Raw genomic sequence first — 19,287 nt, 5'->3', positions numbered from 1 at the left:
TTTTGTTAACTTATGCGGGAATACTCGCGGGCAACACTATCGATAATTCACTTATTTACAAGCTTTTTCGATAAAAAGACGGCAGGTTACCGAATGCAGATTTAAAATATTTGCTGAATTGTTTCGGATTTCCGAATCCTACTTCATAAGCAATTTCAGCCATCGATAATTTCGAGTTCTGAACCAGATGCATGGCACGCTTGAGCCGAATATGTCGGATGTATTCCATCGGTGAATAGCCTGTGATGGCAAGCACCTTTTTATAAAGCCCTACGCGGGTGAGGTTCATTCTTTTGGCTAGCAGTTCGACAGAAAGCGAAGAGTCACTGAGATCCTGCTCAATTTCCTTTACAAGCACACGGATAAACTGTTCATCAGCAGATTCGATATCGGGCTGCGCCAGATTAACGTTGATCTGTTTTTTATACCGTTTTACTAACGTCTGCTGCTGATGGAGTATCTGCGCCAATTTTGAACGCAGCAGACTGATATTAAAAGGTTTGTTGATATAATCTGTTGCACCGGCCTGTAAGGCCTCCAGTTCGATCTTCTGATTTACTACCGCAGTTACAATCAGCACAGGGATATGGACCAGCTTAGCCTGGGCTTTTATAAAGCGGCAAAAATCCAGTCCGCTCTCTCCAGGCAGGCTGAGATCGGTGATGACAAGATCGACCTGCTGCTTGCTTAGGGTCAATTTTGCATCATTAATACTTTGTACAGCGTAAATTAGGTAGACCGAACTCAGGGTCCGCTCCAAGTAATGAAGGAAGTCAATATCATCTTCCACCAATAAAATAGCGGGTTTATCCTGCTTACTGCTTTCGACGGGATCGGCGCTCGCTATGGCCTTATTTATGGGCAACTGAACATTAAATGTCGTCCAGTGCGCATTGCTGCTCAGCCTGATATTTCCACTCAAGAATTCGACATAGTCTTTGACAATAGAAAGCCCGATGCCTGTACCCTGATTCAGTTTTCCATTTGGCACATCCAGTTGTATGTAACGTTCAAAAACGCGGGCTTGTAAATTTTCGGGAATCGCTATACCCTGATTTTGAACTTCAATACACAGTATCTTTTCTGTTTCTTGTTCAGTGATTTCGGCATTGAATGTCACAATACAGGATACTGGGCTAAATTTGACCGCATTTGACATCAGATTGAAAATAATGCTTTCCAATTTGTTTTTGTCAAACCAGGACAGATATGTGTCTGGAGCGATATTGACCTGCAGCGAGATCTGATTGCTTTGAGCTATCCCGGCAAAGGCATCAAGCTGTTCGCGGATAAATCCCATGAGGTCCCCATATTCTTCGTTCAGTTCAAGTTCACTTTTCTCCAATTTTCTAAAGTCCAGCAGCTGGTTGACCAATTTAAGCAGACGGTCTGCATTCTTCTTGATCAAGTTTAGGTCGGCTTTTTTTTCCGGATGCTGCTCTTCATCCAGCAGCTGCTGTGCTGGAGTTAGAATCAAACTGATCGGAGTCCTGAATTCATGGCTTATATTGGTAAAGAAACGTGTTTTCAACGCATCCAATTCCTTTGCCTGTGCAGCTTGCTCTTGTGCGAGATAGAGTTGATTACGCGTCCTGACACGCAGTTTTGTCAAATAAAAATAAGCCCATAGGACGACTAATATCAAACAGGCATAAAAAAGAAAGGCCATTGTTGAACGCCAAAACGGTGGCTGTATATCGATTGTCAAAAGTAGTACACCATCTGACCAGCTACTTGAATCGATAGCATGCCGAATATACAAGCTGTAGCTGCGCGTGTCCAGATTGGTAAAACTGGCCCGCATGGTTCCCGGTTCAAAATCAAACCATTCATCACTTAGACCAGCAAGCTGATATTGATAGAGTCCATTATGTTGCTGTAGGTAGTCAAAGGTCGAGAACTCCAGCGAAATGGCATTGAGGTTGTACGGAAGCCTCAGTTCCTTAAGATTATTCAGGGCTTGATCGTAAATGACCCGGCCCGAAAATTCTTCACCTACGGCGACCCGCTTATTGAATAAATAGAGATTGGACAAAAGCGGCAAGATCAGTTCACTTTCGCGGCTAATTTTCGCAGGATCAATAAAATTGAACCCCTTTGGCCCACCAAAAACAAGTCTTCCGTCCCGCATTTTTAAAGCAGCGTTTTCATTGAATACATTACCCTGAAGGCCCAATTCCTGCGTAAAATTGCGGATGATAAACTTCTCTGCCTGCCCTGTACCGACAATCGTCGACAGGCCTTTGTTTGTGGAAGCCCAAATATCACCTTGATCATCTATCAAGAGCGCCAGGATTGCATCGTCGCTAAGCCCATCTTGCTGTGTAAGATAGCTTATTTTCGCACCATCGATTACATGCAGTCCCTCTTGTGTCGCTACCCAAATACGACCAGTTTTATCCTCTTTGATATCATAAATTAGATCATTCATGAGTTTCATAGGTGAACTGGATGTATTGATATAAGTAATCTTCTCGTCGGGTGTCAACAATGCCAATCCTGTAGCTGTGCCGATCCAGAGACGTTTTTTTGAATCCTCAAATAAGACAGAGATATAATTGCTGTTGATGGTTTGGCCCTGCCGTGTATATGTTTTCGAAAACTGTTCTGTTTTTTTATCAAACAGGTACAGGCCGGTACTTAGCGTTCCTATCCAAAACCGATGTTGACTATCTTCATAGATCTCCCATACACTATCGTCATTCAATTTCCCGGGGGCCGATTCACGGTGGAAAACCTTAAAACTTTTGCCGTCAAATCGACACATACCACCTCGATAAGTTCCTATCCACAGCCTGTCTTCCGCATCCAGCAATAAGGAAACAATCACGTTGCTGCTCAAACTATTGGGATCCTGAGGATCATGCAGGTATTGCGTAAAGGTTTTCTGACTGATATCATAATAGAGCAATCCCCCGCCATTTGTCCCAATCCAGAGATTACCCTTTCGATCCTGTACAAACTTATTGACGTCGTCAAAGGGAAGTGATTTGGGAAGTCCAGGATAGTTCTTGACTAAGGAGAATAATAACAAGTTGGGATGATAATAACTGATGCCGCCTTTGTATGTTCCCGTCCAGATAATACCTGACTTATCCCGATATAAAGCCGTTATGCTATTGTAAGGTAGGCTCCGTAAATCATATTTATCATTACCGATGATTTGTACACTTTTTGTTTTTTTATCATAAACATTGATCCCACCATGGTCAGTTCCTAGCCAGAGATGCCCTTTATCATCTTGCACGATATTGCCTACAAAAGGATTGGATAGTTCTTTTTGGAGATGTTGAATTGATCCATCTTTCGGATCAAGCCAGTATACACCGATTGGAATATCTTTTGAGAAGATCCATATAGCCCCATCCTGATCGGCAAAAAGATTATAATTTACCAGCTTATTGCTGATCGGCAATAAGCTAGTTTTGGTACTTCGCAGTGATTTCGTATCAATGTGACCCAGCAGGCCATTTTCGTAGATTACCCAGATCGTCTGCCCTTGCCCAGCAATCACATCGGCGATTCGGTTGTTTTTGGTCAACTGCGGTACAGTACGATAGGTTTTCTTTAGGCTATCGTACAAGATCAGTGAACGATCGCTATACAATAGTGCAAAGGTCTGCCCTTCCAGCGGTCTTATCGTATGTACGTCTTTGACGGGCAACTTTAAGCGGGTCAGTATGGAATCAAGCTGCTGGACGATAATGCCTGAATGCTGATCATACACATTCATCCGGTTGCTGGTACGGATCCATACATTACCTTCTGGTCCCTCAAAGATTGCGGAAATCGAATTTCCACTCAGCCCGGTACGTTTATTGGCGGAATAGCGAAAATTTGTGAATTGCGCTCCATCAAATCGGCTAAGGCCAGATTCGGTACCAAACCAGAGGTAATTGTACTTATCCCTGAGTGCGCAATTGACATGATTATGCACCAGGCCCTGGTCAGAAGTTAAGGTTTTAAACGCATACGTATTGACCTGGCTCCAAACTGAAGATTGCCCTAAGAAAAGGAAAAGAAAAAGTTGGAGATACGCGTATAAAAAAGACTTAAGCTGCTGCATTGGTTATCATCTCCCCAATGATACAAAAATTGAGCAAATACAGCAAATCAAGTTGCTATTAATATAAGCTTTAACATGGTCTTTTGATCGTTTCATCATTATACAACACGCACTATCACCTCTTATTATATTCCCAATATAAAAAATGGCATTATTGAGACAGCTATTCTTTATCCCCCTAACCATATTAACACATTGCGATCACGTTCGTAAATTAAACCGGAATAATACCATTTTTACAGGGGTATAACAGGGGTTTAGCAAGGGTTTACCCCTGTTAACCCCCTGTTATACCCCTGTTATCCCCCTGTTAAACCCCTACTAATAGTAGAACTCGTATAAATTAATTAATACGTTTTGTAGGAAAAAATGAAAATCAGTTTTACAATGAAGCGCTTCCAAAAGATTGCTATTAAATAAATAGCCATGAAAATAGCACTATTTAAACAGCCCTATTAGGTAATAGAATTTCTAAAACCAGATGTTTAGATCTGACTAAAAATCCTTTATTTACCACTCGAAACAGCAGTTCAAAATACTGGAAACTTACTGAAATTGCTTAGGCCTGTCTTTTTCTGCTGCTCTTGCGGCAATCTCATCAATGCGTTTTTTGCGGGTATCTGGTCTTTTGGCGAGAACAATCCATTGCAACATCATTTTTTTGACGGATTTACTCAATCCAAGAAAATAATCTTTTGAACCAGCGTAATGTTGAAATGCTTCATCCAAATCCTCGGGAATAATTAATTCTTCCACACTGTCCAAAATTGACCAAGAGCCATTTTCTTGCGCTATTTTTATAACCTCATGCCCCGCTGGAGTCATCAGATTCGCATCGATTAGTTTTTTAACTTTTTCTTTGTTAATTTTAGACCAGGTACTATTGGGTTTTCTTCGGCTAAATAACTGCATGAATGAATAGGCATCAATCGGCCTCCGTGTGCTATCAATCCAGCCAAAACACAAAGCTTCATCCACAAGTTCAGTCCAGTTGACCACCGGTAAATTTGATTTTTTAGTATTACAGATCACCCAAATTGATTGTGCTATGTGATGATTGTTTTCAAGCCAAAATCGCCATTCTTCTTTTGTATTCAGGTAAATAGTAGCTCTCTCCGCCGAATTCTGTTTGATCATTTATTTAGTTTTTTAGTCCTTACTGGTATGGATAAAATTTGTCTATTGTGAAAATACGTTTTTTTTGAATACTAGTCATCCATGTTTTGCAGAACAACGACCAGCTTGTCCTATTGACAATATCAGCCCGCTGCTCTATTTTCCATTTTCCCTCACTTGCCAAATGATTATTTTTCGTAGGCGCCAAGTCGATAGCGTCGAATAGCGTAAAAAAAAACAGCAACAGCCAATAATGGTAATTAAAGTCAAGCTAATCAGTATTTTCTTTATCATACGTATTTATTTTTGCTCTTCGTTTCAAATAATAAGTCCTTAAAAAATTACAATCAACACAGAAGTTAAAACCTTTTATTCGTTAAACACCACAATCGCCAATCTACTGTATTACAATAGCTAAAAAATCGATAGTTTATATGTGTTGGCAATTATTTATAATTCGTTAGCGATCCATCAATTTACACAAACGTTTGTGTATTCAATTTACTTGAATCTCTAATTTATTCTCAGTATACTCGTGATAACATTATAATCAATTACCTAGAACAGTGGTTCAAAAAATAGACTAAACAGACAGCAAAGCAACATTACCGGAATACGGACTAATATATTCTTATAGCAACATATTTTAAAACGCTAAAAAAATGAAACAGATTGGCTTAAAAATCAAACAGGAATGGAAGTTTCTTTCCATATTCGTCATCTGCTCTTTACCCGGCTTATTCAGCATGGCACAATCCAACACACCGGTCCTCCGTATCGGTATCATGGCCGATATGCAATACGCAGACAAAACAGACCACGGTAGCCGTTTCTACCACAATTCATTAATGAAGGTCGATACGGCTGTAGACTTCTTCAATCGCAATAAGGTCGATTTTTCATTGATTCTTGGCGATCTTGTCGACGAAGGTCCAAAAGATCTTCCAGTACTGTTAGAACATCTCTCCCCCTTAAAAAAAACGACTTATTGTCTACTTGGAAACCACGACTATGTTAACGTATCCAAACCGGATCTTTTGCACACTGCTTTTGGGATGCCAGCTAAATACTATGCATTTACAAAAGGAAAATGGCGGTTTGTTTTCTTAAATACGAATGCGCTCAGTGAATATGCCACAACGCCCAATTCAGCAGACCAACGTGAATGGAAAACCCTGGTGGATAGCCTACAGACAAGCGGAAGGAAAAATACGCAACCCTGGAATGGCGGAGTTGACCGTAAACAACTCGAATGGTTACAAAACGAACTTGCCCAAGCGCGGAAAAACAAAGAGCATGTGATCGTATTGACACATCATCCTTTATTGCCAGAAAACGGCTATGAAACACTCAATAACCGGGAGGTTCTTGATATACTATACAAATTCCCCGAAGTTAAGTTGGTACTTTCCGGTCATAATCATAAAGGCAATTATGTAATGGCAAATAATATTCCTTTTGTAACCATGGAGGGTATGATCGAAACAGCTACCAGCAACGCCTATGGACTTTTGGAACTCTATCCGAAAGAAATCAAAATCAAAGGCCAGGGTAGACTCAGTTCAAGAGTTTTTAAATTATCATCCAAATAAGGCTCAATCGGGTGATTAATAAACTCACCATAAATGAGATTTAAATAAAACACCCGCAACGGCTTTAGCTGTTGCGGGTGTTTTTTATTGAATAGGTTTAGACAAAAATACTATTCCATGGTTGGATTAAATGTTCCGCCCCAATCTTTATTCTGCTTGATATTTGGGTTCTTGTCAATTACCGACTGCGCGACTGGAAAGAAATAATAGGTATCGGGTACCAAATTCACTTTGTTTCCTGTACTTGGCACCTGCAAGACGCTATATTTGAACTGATTTTCTTTCAATGTGTATGTTTTGGCCAATGCATTGGCATCATCCAGATTCATCTCCGTTCCATTTGAATTTATTGCTATCGCTTCAACTCCATGTTTGGTTGTATTGTTCAGTATATTGAGCTTACGTAACCTTCTTAAATCCCAAAAACGATGTCCCTCAAAACAGAACTCAATATTACGCTCTGCCAAAATGGCCTCGCGCATTTGTTCCTTCGTGGTTGCTGTTATGCCATATTTATTGTCTGCGCCCGGCTCGATTCCCGCTCTTTTCCTAATTTGCGTAACCAGGTCTAAGGCTGTCGCAAAATCTCCTGTTTCATTTGCCGTTTCAGCATAATTCAATAGGACCTCGGCATAGCGCATCAACACAAAGTCGACATCATACTGAGTTTCCACTTCGGTTTGCTTTAATGACAGTTTGGAATTTTTTAAGATAAAAAACCCGCTATATCGATCCAAATTGGACGATGGAGTTTTTGCCTTCGGGTTAATGCCAAAGTCATCTAAAGCCGGAGCAATACCGACAGAAGTGTATTGTCTTTTGCCAGTCTTGCCGGAAACTTCATAGATTTTGGCATTCCACACAATAGACTTGTCAAAACGCGGATCGCGGTTTTCCCAATAGGATTGTAAAAATTGATCTTCTGTCTTATGGTATTTACCCGCTTGATCGGAATATAACTTTCCATCTTTCATTGGAAAAGCTTTTACAAATTCCCAGGATGGAACGGAACTTGCCGGCCCCCTACTTTCAGATCCCGGACGTACACCATTATCCCAATTGGCAACTTTATTTGGATAGGTATTAATCACAGCAAAAACAACCTCCGGCCCCTTTTCTACCAGCGCAATGTTGGAATAATCTGAAGTCAAACTATAGCCATCCGCCTTAAGCTGATCATAAGCTAATTTATTTGCGGTATTGGCCTCCTGCCAATAGGCATTTCCATAAGGATTGGAAGGGTTAAACTGTGGAGAAGCCTTATATAACAATACCTTTGCTTTAAAAGCGGCTGCAAAATCACCATCAATTTCCCCATAATCTGCTGTTCCTTTTGCAATTGTTTTTGGCAATTGTGAAATTGCCTGATCCAGATCTTTAACGATCAGATCAAAACATTCTTTTGTCGAATGGCGGGGCACATTAAGATCATCATTTTTTAGGTCTTGCGGTACAGTAATATAAGGAACACCGCCGTGGATCCTGACCATGTTAAAATACATAAAGGCACGCATAAACAACGCTTGGCCAATCACCGTTTTTTTAAAATCGTCTTTTAATGAAGTACTTTCATTGACTTTCTGTATGGCCGTATTGATTTTCCGGATGGTTGTATAATCCCATGATTTGTAAGAACCATTGTTGACGGTAACCGCATCCAATGGAAAAGCGATGCCGATTAGTTGTTCCGAATTTCCGTCCGCACCAGAATTCCAGTTACCAAATAGTGGATATAAATTGGCAAGATAGCCGTTCACTAGATTTGGATCAGCCCATACCTTGGCTTCATCCAGCGAATTGAGGTCCTCAATGTCCAATACATTTTTACAGGAGGAAATGCACAAAGCCAATGCAATTAAAGGATAATATATTTTTTTCATCTTTTTTTCATTTAAAATTTAACATCAAGTCCAAACGTAAAGGTTTTCATGACTGGATAAGAATCATACAGCTTTTGTTCGGGATCATGAAACTCTTTCATTGGCGAAAAAACAAACAAATTGGTCCCATTAAAAAACAGATTGACATCTTTCACACGCAGTTTCTCCGTCATGCTCTTCGGCAATCGATAAGAAACATTAATGTCACGTAAGCGCAAATAGGCTCCATTTCTTATCCAGAATGACGAAGGGGCTGCACCGGATTCGGCCCATCCAGAGTATCCTGTTGGCCGCGGATATTTGGCGTCGGTATTATCCGGTGTCCAGACATCGGAAGCCCAAATTGGATAATATGGACGGAAGGTATCACCGTGCTGACGCATTCCACCGCCTTCTTGATTACTGATCATGCGATCATAAGCAAGAACTCCCTGAAATAAGGCCGAGACATAAAAGCCCTTCCAGCTCGCATTGAATCCAAACCCATAATTGATGCGCGGAGAATTATTGTCCGACAATAACTGCAAATCGTTATCATCAATTTTCCCATCCGGACCACCTGAGTAATTCGCCCCCTGAATATCTTTATATAAGATCATCCCAGGAAAAGGATCCCTTCCGTAGGTCTTAAATCCTTTTGCTTTCAACGCATCAGCTTCAGCCTGTGTCCTAACCAAACCAAGGGATTCTAAGCCGATAATTCTATTCTCAGGTCGTCCAATTCTGGAGCGAAAATTCTGCGGCTGGCCCGATGCATAAGATGGTTCTTCGTCAATGATGTCCCAACGGTCTTTGGCATACCCCAGATTGGCATTGAGACCATAAGCCACTTCACCAACCTTGTCATTCCAGTTAAAAGAAATCTCGCCGCCTTTATAACTTCTCGCCGCATAGTTTTCAGGAGCAAGTGCACGACCGTAATTGTCAGGGACCTTCAGCGATCTTGGACCAAGAATATTGGTTTCCTTGCGTGAAAACAGATCAAGGCTACCGGTCAGCTTATTATTAACAAATCCAAAATCTAAACCCAAGTTGACACTCTTAGAAGTTGTCCAGGTTAGATTTTGTGTTGGGGTTGCACCATACGCAATACCATTATAATAGCGGTCACCAAACATATAACCGCCCGAGGTGGTATATTTTTCTAAATAACCAAATTGCCCGATTCGATTGGCATTGACATCCAAATCATTACCCGTTGTACCATAAGAAGCTCTGAACTTCAAATCCGATATTGTATTTTTTATATCCGTAAAGAAGTTTTCGTCCGATACACGCCAGGCTGCCGATACTGAAGGAAAAAATCCCCACCGCTTATCCGTCGGAAATAATGGTGAACCATCGTAACGGAAAGAAAACTCCGCAATATATTTATCCGCATAATTGTAGTTGGCACGCCCTATAATACCACGTCTCGAATCGATCGTTTCATTGGCAGTTGTCGACCTAAAGTTGCGATCTGTAGGATAAATAAACATTTGATCCAGGGCTGTAATTGGATTTTCTGCCCGTGAAGTGACATAAGTCCCTCCTTTTTTGGACTGTTCATAAACCAATGTTCCGTCTACCGAATGTTTACCAAACTTGCGGTTATAGTTTAAAAACCAGTTTACCTGATATTCCCACAATCGTTGTGGGCTGTAATCCATGAAAGGCTGGCTCTGACTAAAAGTAAAAATATTAATATTAGCTTCTGACGGCGGAGCTGGTATAAAGCGGTTGTCATTCGGGTTTAAAGAGGTAAAAGTATAGTTCTTTTGAAAACTCATATAACGCTTGCGCATATAGTCTTGAGCAATGTAACTTCCGACAACTTTTGTCGAAAGGCCCTGTACCAATTTATCCAGCTTCAAGTTTAGGGTCATAATAGGATTGACCTGCCGCACTTTACGGTCTATATAGCGATCTCCGATGACCTGATCGATCACATTCCACGCCTGCCAGCTTCCCATAGGTGTCTGTACAGGATAAGCCGTTGGTGTATTGCTCGGAGTTCCGTCTGCATTCAGGTAAAACGGATACATCTTTGGCCAGTTGAATGTGACACGGTAGAAATCGGATACGTCAAAATCATCATCATTCGAAGATGTGCTGAATGGCCAAAAAAAGCGCTTCGAATTGGTCTGGTTGGCAGAAATATTAAAATCCATGCTAAAATCTTCGGTAATCTGCGCGGAAATATTGCTCCTTAAATTAAATTTCTCATGATCCAAAGATTTATAAGATCCATTTTCTTTACGGTAGCTCAGCAAGCTATAATAAGTAATTTTGTCGCCACCCCCATTAACCGATATCGATTGTCGATGTGTAAACGGGTTGCGCCAGATAACGTCATTGGCATTGTAATTTTTGTCCTTGAAATAATCAAACTCTTTTTGTCCATTTGGGATGGAAAGACCACGAAATTCGGCTACCCGATTTTGATAGGTAAGTTCATCTTGCGCGGTCGTTAAATTAGCAAGGAGCTCCTGCGTTGGCGTATTGAAAGTATAATTACTTTGTACATTAAAAACAGGAGCTTGCGCCGTTCCTTTTTTTGTCGTTACCACCACTACACCATTACCGGCCCGGGTGCCATACACTGCGGCAGTTGCAGCATCTTTTAAGAAGGTCATTTGGTCAACCTCGTTCGCTTCAAGCACATCGAATGCAGCTTTATCGCGAACCACGCCATCAATTACATAGAGTGGCTCGGCAAAACTCCCCCGTATACGCAAGCTCGACCATGCTCCGGCCATCCCCGAAGTATTAGTGACATTGACACCCGCGGCTCTACCGGCGAGTGAATTGGAAAGATTTGAACTGGGGATGTTTTTTAACTGTTCTGCATTGACGGTAGCGACCGAACCGGTAATATTCCCTTTCCGCTGCTTACCATAGCCAATGATCACGACCTCTTCAAGTGCTTGATCACTCGAAACCATGACCACATTGACGTTGCCTGTGGAAACGGCCACCTCCTGTTTAGTAAACCCTTGGTAGTTCACGACCAAAACATCACCACGCTTAGCGCGAATAGAAAAAATACCTTGTTGATTGGAGGACGTTTGAACGGATGTTCCTTTGACGGTGATGGTAGCACCGGCTAATGCCTGACCTTTCTCATCTTTGATGATCCCTGTAACCTGATCTTGATCGACAATAGCATTGATCGGATCCAGATTCAGCGCGTAAGAATCGGGCTGACTAAACAGCAGGCAGAGCCCCAAAAGGCTAATGGGTCTCGCCTTTCCATGAAGAAAAAAATTTCTCATCATAATTACAAATTGGTTTAAAATAATAAAGAACCATGGGGCTCAACTTTGGTTTATTGACTTTGCATGCCTTTCTTTTTATAAAAAACAGCAAAAGTGGATTAGATTGTCTATTAAATTTAAAAAACAAAATCTTATTAACGAAACTAATATGATTTTTTAATCCAAAATTCACAGAAACGTTACATGCTTAAAACAGGGAATGGAAATGCCGGACACAGTAGTCCCAATCTTCAGGTAGGACACCTAAAAACGGTAGTGAACACAGGGTTTTAAAGTGGATTTATATCCCTGTATGAATAATATCTAGGAAATTTTATTTTCAGGCGAGCCGAGTACGATCAATGTAGAGGCTCCGAATGGGACTTAGAAAAATAAGAGCCTAAAACTGTAAGCTGGCATTTAGACAAAATTGCCGCCCATTATAGGTTGGTAATACCACATAACTCTTTTTTGAATTCTGCAATCGACTGTCTACCAAAGGTAGCAACCAATAAGCGATTTTAGTACTTAAGATACCGACCCCAGCTCCCATAGCGATGTCTGAGAACCAGTGCTTATCATTGTGCATCCGTAGATAACCGGTACCCGCGGCAACAGCATAACCCGCTATTCCGTACCAAATTGACTCCTGTCTGTATTCCTGCCAAAGTAATTCCGCACCAACAAATGCAGTGGCAGCATGCCCTGAAGGAAAGGAATTGTTCGCTGAACTATCGGGTCGCCAAACAGGTATAGTAGATTTCATAATTCTCACGGTTGAAGTCATGATAATATTGGAAACCGCAGTTGTGAACAGGCGTTGTTTAAGGTTATGTTTCGCAGGTACCCCGACCGCATCCAGCACAAAAACTCCGGCAGTTCCAGCAAAACGTGTGAAATCGTCCAACTTAATTTTTTGATTGTTCCTTCTCGAAACGCCGGCTCTAATGTCTTCATCTATCCCTTTTAAAAAGGGATTCCCTTTGGCAACGATACCATAGGTGATCAATCCTACAGGAACAGCCAGTTCTTTGTAAGGAATTTTCTTAAAAAAATGAGATCTGCTGCTCGAATCCGAAGGTTGTTCCGACAAGATCTGCGCAAATGAGGTAACCGGCATTACAAAAAGTAAAACCAGTAGCCAATAAAAAACAATCTGTTTCCAGTAATCGATCATTTTAGCCTTAAAAAATTTTATAATGCGCAAAGATAATATTTATAAACTACCTCTTTGACAGTATTAATCCATACAGCACGGCAATATTGGGCATCAATCTCCATTTTATCATTAAACAAAGGAAAAGTAACGAAAGTCCGCTGTTTTAGCTTTTAAATAGACGGCGGACTTTCGCTTCAACATATATAAATGATCAAAATCCTATCGTAACACCATTGGCAATGATAGCATCTTTTTTCACAACAACGATGCCGTCACAGATCATATGCGTATCAAAATCGCCATCATTCAAGCCCGGTCCACCAATGATACGAACGTCATCTCCAATACGGCAGTTCTTATCCAAAATAGCATTTTCAATATAACAACGTTTACCCACGCCTACCGGTGGTGGCTTTTGTGTATTTCCCAATTCCAATACTTCTTCCAATTGCTCATAGTAATCTGTTCCCATCATGTAGGTCGATTTAATAACCGTCCCTTCACCAATACGGGAACGTATCCCAATAACAGACCTCTCCAGTTTATCTCCATTTAAAATACATCCATCGGCAATTACCGTATTATTCAAGGTTGTCCCCGAAATTTTCGAAGGTGGAAGCATCCGCGCACGTGTATACACGGTTTCATTAAACAGGTTGAAATCCGGAATGTCATCCGTTAATCCGATATTGGCATCAAAAAAGGATTTGATGGTTCCGATATCGGTCCAATAGCCATCAAATTGATAACTTAACACGCGAAGTGCTTCAATGGCATCCGGTATAATTTCCTTGCCAAAATCCATCCCCGGGTTGGCAATTAAAAGGTTACGCAAGATGTTTTTTGAGAAAACATAAATCCCCATGGATGCCAGATAATGCCTTCCCTGCTTATGCAAAACCTCGGAGACCTCTGAGGTCCAATTTAATACTTCATCCTTATCGGGCTTTTCGACAAAAGCAGTAATCTCATTAGTTTCATTCGCTTTTAAAATACCAAATCCCGTAGCATCCTTACCATTGACTGGTATAGTCGCAATGGTAACATCCCCCCCATTTTCAACATGGAAGTCAATCAGCTTCGAATAATCCATTTGGTATAACTGATCACCAGACAAGACAAGAATGTAGTCGTAATCTACATTCAGGAGATGTTTCTGCGTTCGCCTAACGGCATCAGCCGTACCCTCAAACCAACGATCGCCCTCATTGGTCTGTTCGGCAGCCAAGATGTCAACAAAGCCCTTACTGAAAATGCTGAAATTGTAAGAATTTTTGATGTGTGTGTTCAAAGAGGCTGAATTGAACTGCGTCAGTACGAAGATCTTATTATAGCCAGAATTCAAACAGTTCGAAATCGGAATATCGACCAAACGATATTTTCCAGCTATTGGAACCGCTGGTTTCGACCGTTGTTGTGTCAATGGGAAAAGGCGCGACCCTCGACCTCCTCCCAATACAAGGGAAACTACTTTGTGTATCATACCTCAATCCATTAATTGGTTATAAAATTGTTATCTTCAAGAACAAGGACCTGATCAGGTTTAGTCTCGAGATTCTTTAAATTCAGGTTTAAGAATCCTTATTAAATTAGCAATTTTCCGGATAAGAAGCAAACAACAATTTTAATCAATGATTCTTTTCACAAAAAAGTAATTCTAGAAAAACGAGCAGAAACATGCTTAATTTTAACCGATTAAAAGGCGATGATGACAAGTCCGTGTCTCCCATAGGTTTAATATCCAAATAGACCACTGAATAAAAAAAGGCAGTAGATATAGCCAACAAGTAATAGGTTAACACCTATTTGCGGATATTTCTTTTGGGTAAATAACCATAGGATCTCAATAAAGGCATAAATGGACAACGGTGCTGCAAGACTGACGGTCATAAAATAGAGTAAATATCCAGCCCCCAAAGCATCATTTTGTTGTTTAAGAATCAAATATGGGACAAGAAGTAGCAGAAAGGCGATACAGACTACAGAAAATCGAATAAAAAAATGTCGTTTTAGTTTTCGATCCCCTTTAAGAGGTTTATACATAAACAGTGTTGAGCCCGATATATAGAGTGATAACAACAAATAACCGATATAGTGATGCGCGCTCTCCAAACCATTCCAATCTTGATTAGCGTAGGCAAGACCAACAATTAGAAATAAAACAATAAATAAAACTACTTTAATATAATTCATCTAAAAACATCAGGGGATTATCCCTACTAGAGTAATTGAACGCTATAAATTTTAATATCGTATGGAACATACGTGAATTTCAAGATTTCTTTCCAATACGACATCTTGCCAATCGAACTTTGACCACGATAGTCCAAATCAACTAAATAAAATCAACTTGCGAGCGGGTAGCTAAAAGCAATTTTCAGCAAAGAGAAGCACCCTATTGACCTAATATTTATGTAAATTGCTAAAGCATATAGAACAAAACAGCTATGAATTCTTCATTATTGGATGAAAATTATTGGGATGAACGTTATAAGAACAAAGCAACAGGCTGGGATATTGGCTATGCCTCTCCTGCTATTATCAATTATGCAGCGGAGTCTATTGCCAAAGATGCATCTATTCTAATTCCCGGTTGTGGAAATGCCTATGAAGCAAAGACTCTACTTGACATGGGGTTCCATCAAATTACCTTACTTGACATCGCTCCGACCCTCGTTGCAAAGGTAAGAAAGGAGTTCGCCAATAGCCCTCAGATCCAAATTGTATGTCAAGATTTTTTCCAGCACCAGGGCCAGTACGACTATATAATTGAGCAAACATTTTTTTGTGCACTGGATCCTTCATTACGCCCCAGCTACGTACAACAAATGCATACTTTGCTCAAGCAGCAGGGTATTCTGATGGGTTTATTGTTCAAACGGGAATTTGCACAACAGGGACCACCTTTCGGTGGAGATCAAACGGAATATCAACAATTATTCGCTTCGCAATTTGACATTTTACAGCTGACAGATTCAACCAATAGTATTCCCCAAAGACAGGGAAATGAACTCTTTTTTGAGCTGCGCAAAAAATAGTCTACTTGCCCGGCATGACCCGATAGGTTGGATCTTCCATGATATTGACCTTCACAATGCCCGCAGCATTTTTTAACAAAGAGCGACAATCTTCACTGAGGTGCCACAATTCGATTTTTTTCCCTTGTGCAGCGTAGCGTTCGGTAATTTTGTTGAGTGCATCCACGGCGGACATATCCACCACACGACTTTCCTTAAAATCTAAAATCACACGCTCAGGATCTTCTAAAACATCAAATTTATCCAAAAAATTAGCTGTCGAACCAAAGAAAAGAGGTCCATAGATTTCATAATGCTTGATGCCCTCGGCATCCAAATATTTTCTTGCACGAATGCGCTTCGCATTATCCCAAGCAAATACAAGTGCCGATACCACTACACCAATAAGCACCGCAAGTGCCAAATTATGTAAAACCACGGTAATTCCGGCAACAATAATCCCAACGAAAATATCTGATTTGGGAAATTTATTGACAATCCGTAAGCTCACCCATTGGAAGGTTCCAATGGCCACCATCATCATCACACCGACCAGCGCGGCCATGGGTATCTGCTCAATAAAAGGAGCACCTACCAAAATAATCACTAAGATGGTCATCGCTCCAATAAAAGAAGAAAGTCGCGTGCGTGCACCAGCATTTAAATTGACCAATGTTTGAGCAACCATGGCACAGCCACCCATTCCCCCAAAAAATCCATTGATTGTATTGGCTATCCCCTGCGCCATGGATTCGCGGTTTGCATTTCCTTTACTCGCCGTTATTTCGTCCACCATGTTCAGTGTCAGGAGCGATTCCACCAACCCTACTCCAGCCATCACCAAAGAATACGGAAAAATCAGTTGCAATGTTTCCCAGCTCAGGGGTACATTAGGTAAATGTAGATGGGGTAATGTCCCACTAACAGAGGCAATATCTACTACTTTTTTGGTATCAATACCTAAAAGAGAAACCAGACCAAATACAACCAGAATCGCGATTAAAGAGGCTGGAACAGCCTTCGTTATCCGAGGAAATCCAATCACAATCAACATCGTCAGCAGAGTCAGTCCCCCCATAATGTATAAGGTACTTCCCGACATCCACTCCGCTCCCTGTCCGGTATTCACCTTAAATTGGACTACTTGAGCCATAAAAATGATAATGGCCAGTCCGTTCAAAAAACCGTACATAACGGGCTGCGGAATTAAGCGTACAAATTTCCCCCATTTAAAAAGCCCGACTAAAAATTGCAGGAGCCCCGCCAAGACGACAGCAGCAAACAGGTAATCAATCCCGTGACTTGCCGCCAGGGCCATCAATACAACCACTGTTGCGCCAGCACCTCCGGATACCATCCCTGGTCTACCGCCCAAAATGGAGGTCACCAAACCCATTAAAAATGCTGCATAAAGTCCCGTCAACGGTGGTAGCCCAGCTAAAATTGCAAATGAGAGTGATTCCGGAATCATTGTCATTGCGACCGTTAATCCTGCAAACAACTCATTCTTAAGATTAGTCGATTTTATATTGAATATTTCAAAGGTATTGTTCATTTTTAATTTACTTGAACGGGATAATTGCCGCAAAGGTACTAATCACACAAACACTTTTCCCTAATATTTGTTATTCTTTACAAATTTTATCGCAAAACAGTATGTTCATTTCGATCAAACAACGCATTAACCAACGTTATTATAGTCTCTTAATATGTATCATTTTGTTGCTTGTCCAGCTCGTGAGTATAGGGCCTAGTAAGGCTGCATTCCTACCAGCTAGAGATTCCTTAATCACTTCAGATAGCCTATTTCGAGCGAAACCTGTCGAAAAATATCCCATGTACCGCGATAAGCAACCACGACTTTGGAACAATCATCTTATCAACGTAAAACAAACAGACAGTCTATTCGAGTACCAAAAGAAGAACTTCTTAAGGGCGGGAATTGAGTGGTTTTCCATCCAAGCTATTCCTGCCTCGGTTAATTACTTCATTCGAAAAGATCCTGTTTCCCATATTTCCTTTAAAAACTTCTTTAGCCATTTAAAACTGTCTGCCTGGACCTGGGACGACAATCTTTTTGCAACAAATCAAATAGCGCATCCTTATCACGGTCAGTTTTATTTTAATTCGTTCCGATCCAACAACTACAGTTTTCTACAATCGACAGCCGCAACCGTAGCTGGTAGCTATATCTGGGAAACTGCAGGTGAAACAGAACCACCATCCATCAATGATATCATCAACACAAGTTTTGGCGGTACTATTTTAGGTGAAATGACCCATAGACTATCGCATCATATTCTTTCGCGCCCAAGCCTGACCAAAGGACAACGCAATAAAAAAGAACTATTGGCCATGTTGATCAATCCGATAAATGGGCTCAACCGTCTGCTCGACGGGCGCTGGGGAGATCAGGTAAAAGGTGCGGTGGTCGACAGTTCTTTAGTACACACTGAAGTTGAATTGGGGCTAAGACGGTTTGATGCCAAAGAACATGACATCTTGAATAAAGGAAAGAATGACATCTATGCCCGTATCAAACTGATTTACACCAACGATGATCTAGACAAAAAGAAACCCTTTGATGACTTCTTCCTCAATTTGGAACTTGGATCAGATGATAGTTCCATCGTCAATGCGGTCAATGTGTATGCCTCGTTATACGGTAACCGTATTTTATCCAATTTAACAGGACGTCATCGTGGTATCGTGTCTGCGCATTTCGACTTTCTACGCAATGAAGCTTTTTATTACGGATCACAGAGCATCAATTACAATGTTTTTTCAAACTTCAATATTGGTAGCCGTACCAAGCTGACAACCATCCTTGGTGGTGGTCCAGTGGTATTGGCTGCTGTACCTGATCCTTATCTCCATTTTGGTGAAAGCCGCACTTACGATTATGGCCCCGGGGCCGATGTTAGGGCTTCAGCCACATTGAGCACATTAAACCGCTTTAAATTTGGTGTAGATTATCGTGGCGGATATTTTGTCACAATCAGTGGCAACAAATCCCACCATTTTCTACACGCGGTATCCACGAGTGCTTCAATGCGTATCTGGAAAAATTTCGGTGTCAACCTTTACTCCGGTTACTTTAGATTGGAAGGTCATTATCAAGACCATAACAATGTCAACAAAGACTATCCTTTTGTACGGATAGCACTAGCCTACAACTCTGAATACTAGCTAAAAAAAAGGCTTAACTAAATGAGTTAAGC

General features: G+C 41.0%; 11 protein-coding genes. 3 read left to right on the top strand and 8 right to left on the bottom strand.

Annotation, left to right across the window (positions count from 1 at the left end):
• Positions 1 to 55: 55 nt before the first annotated feature.
• Positions 56 to 4,066 carry a two-component regulator propeller domain-containing protein gene (locus tag CBM24_RS10090; protein WP_088161109.1) on the bottom strand — a complete coding sequence of 1,337 codons (4,011 nt, stop codon included), beginning with the start codon at positions 4,064 to 4,066 and terminating at the stop codon, positions 56 to 58.
• Positions 4,067 to 4,612: 546 nt separating this feature from the next.
• A complete protein-coding gene (locus CBM24_RS10085; RefSeq protein WP_088161108.1) occupies positions 4,613 to 5,203 on the bottom strand; it encodes a YdeI/OmpD-associated family protein in 591 nt (196 codons plus the stop codon).
• Between the two features lie 641 nt (positions 5,204 to 5,844).
• On the opposite strand from CBM24_RS10085, the gene CBM24_RS10075 reads away from it, so the two are divergent.
• Positions 5,845 to 6,774, top strand: coding sequence for a metallophosphoesterase (locus CBM24_RS10075; protein ID WP_088161106.1), 930 nt, complete (start codon positions 5,845 to 5,847; stop codon positions 6,772 to 6,774).
• Between the two features lie 110 nt (positions 6,775 to 6,884).
• Here CBM24_RS10075 and CBM24_RS10070 read toward each other — a convergent pair whose 3' ends face one another.
• The 5 genes from CBM24_RS10070 to CBM24_RS10050 form a co-directional block, all read right to left on the bottom strand.
• Entirely contained in the window at positions 6,885 to 8,654 is a 1,770-nt protein-coding gene (locus tag CBM24_RS10070; protein WP_088161105.1) for a RagB/SusD family nutrient uptake outer membrane protein, read from the bottom strand.
• Positions 8,655 to 8,665: 11 nt separating this feature from the next.
• The gene (locus tag CBM24_RS10065) at positions 8,666 to 11,911 is read right to left on the bottom strand and encodes a SusC/RagA family TonB-linked outer membrane protein (RefSeq protein ID WP_198386084.1); all 3,246 of its coding nucleotides are present in this window, start codon (positions 11,909 to 11,911) and stop codon (positions 8,666 to 8,668) included.
• 379 nt (positions 11,912 to 12,290) lie between these two features.
• Complete coding sequence (locus CBM24_RS10060) at positions 12,291 to 13,097, bottom strand: phosphatase PAP2 family protein (RefSeq protein ID WP_157698416.1); 807 nt, start codon at positions 13,095 to 13,097, stop codon at positions 12,291 to 12,293.
• 163 nt (positions 13,098 to 13,260) lie between these two features.
• Positions 13,261 to 14,532 carry a glucose-1-phosphate adenylyltransferase gene (locus tag CBM24_RS10055; RefSeq protein ID WP_088161103.1) on the bottom strand — a complete coding sequence of 424 codons (1,272 nt, stop codon included), beginning with the start codon at positions 14,530 to 14,532 and terminating at the stop codon, positions 13,261 to 13,263.
• Between the two features lie 251 nt (positions 14,533 to 14,783).
• Complete coding sequence (locus CBM24_RS10050; protein ID WP_075992038.1) at positions 14,784 to 15,242, bottom strand: hypothetical protein; 459 nt, start codon at positions 15,240 to 15,242, stop codon at positions 14,784 to 14,786.
• Positions 15,243 to 15,496: 254 nt separating this feature from the next.
• On the opposite strand from CBM24_RS10050, the gene CBM24_RS10045 reads away from it, so the two are divergent.
• Complete coding sequence (locus tag CBM24_RS10045; RefSeq protein WP_088161102.1) at positions 15,497 to 16,087, top strand: methyltransferase domain-containing protein; 591 nt, start codon at positions 15,497 to 15,499, stop codon at positions 16,085 to 16,087.
• 1 nt (position 16,088) lies between these two features.
• Here the strand turns inward: CBM24_RS10045 and CBM24_RS10040 are convergent, their stop codons facing one another.
• The gene (locus tag CBM24_RS10040) at positions 16,089 to 17,621 is read right to left on the bottom strand and encodes a SulP family inorganic anion transporter (protein WP_088161101.1); all 1,533 of its coding nucleotides are present in this window, start codon (positions 17,619 to 17,621) and stop codon (positions 16,089 to 16,091) included.
• Positions 17,622 to 17,722: 101 nt separating this feature from the next.
• On the opposite strand from CBM24_RS10040, the gene CBM24_RS10035 reads away from it, so the two are divergent.
• Positions 17,723 to 19,255 (top strand): DUF3943 domain-containing protein, encoded by a 1,533-nt coding sequence (locus CBM24_RS10035; RefSeq protein WP_088161100.1) that lies wholly within the window; start codon positions 17,723 to 17,725, stop codon positions 19,253 to 19,255.
• The last annotated feature ends 32 nt before the right edge of the window (positions 19,256 to 19,287 follow it).

The sequence above is a fragment of the Sphingobacterium sp. G1-14 genome (genome assembly GCF_002196555.1).
Classification (GTDB): Bacteria; Bacteroidota; Bacteroidia; order Sphingobacteriales; family Sphingobacteriaceae; genus Sphingobacterium; species Sphingobacterium siyangense.
The sequence above is the reverse complement of the archived record's forward strand: the minus strand, read 5'-3'. Positions and strand labels throughout refer to the sequence as shown.

What these genes read in the sequence shown, in the direction of transcription:
- CBM24_RS10045 (WP_088161102.1), top strand. Translation starts at nt 15,497, where the DNA reads ATGAATTCTTCATTATTGGATGAAAATTATTGGGATGAACGTTATAAG.
- CBM24_RS10035 (WP_088161100.1), top strand. Translation starts at nt 17,723, where the DNA reads ATGTTCATTTCGATCAAACAACGCATTAACCAACGTTATTATAGTCTC.
- CBM24_RS10090 (WP_088161109.1), bottom strand. Translation starts at nt 4,066, where the DNA reads ATGCAGCAGCTTAAGTCTTTTTTATACGCGTATCTCCAACTTTTTCTT.
- CBM24_RS10085 (WP_088161108.1), bottom strand. Translation starts at nt 5,203, where the DNA reads ATGATCAAACAGAATTCGGCGGAGAGAGCTACTATTTACCTGAATACA.
- CBM24_RS10050 (WP_075992038.1), bottom strand. Translation starts at nt 15,242, where the DNA reads ATGAATTATATTAAAGTAGTTTTATTTATTGTTTTATTTCTAATTGTT.
- CBM24_RS10055 (WP_088161103.1), bottom strand. Translation starts at nt 14,532, where the DNA reads ATGATACACAAAGTAGTTTCCCTTGTATTGGGAGGAGGTCGAGGGTCG.
- CBM24_RS10070 (WP_088161105.1), bottom strand. Translation starts at nt 8,654, where the DNA reads ATGAAAAAAATATATTATCCTTTAATTGCATTGGCTTTGTGCATTTCC.
- CBM24_RS10075 (WP_088161106.1), top strand. Translation starts at nt 5,845, where the DNA reads ATGAAACAGATTGGCTTAAAAATCAAACAGGAATGGAAGTTTCTTTCC.
- CBM24_RS10040 (WP_088161101.1), bottom strand. Translation starts at nt 17,621, where the DNA reads ATGAACAATACCTTTGAAATATTCAATATAAAATCGACTAATCTTAAG.
- CBM24_RS10065 (WP_198386084.1), bottom strand. Translation starts at nt 11,911, where the DNA reads ATGATGAGAAATTTTTTTCTTCATGGAAAGGCGAGACCCATTAGCCTT.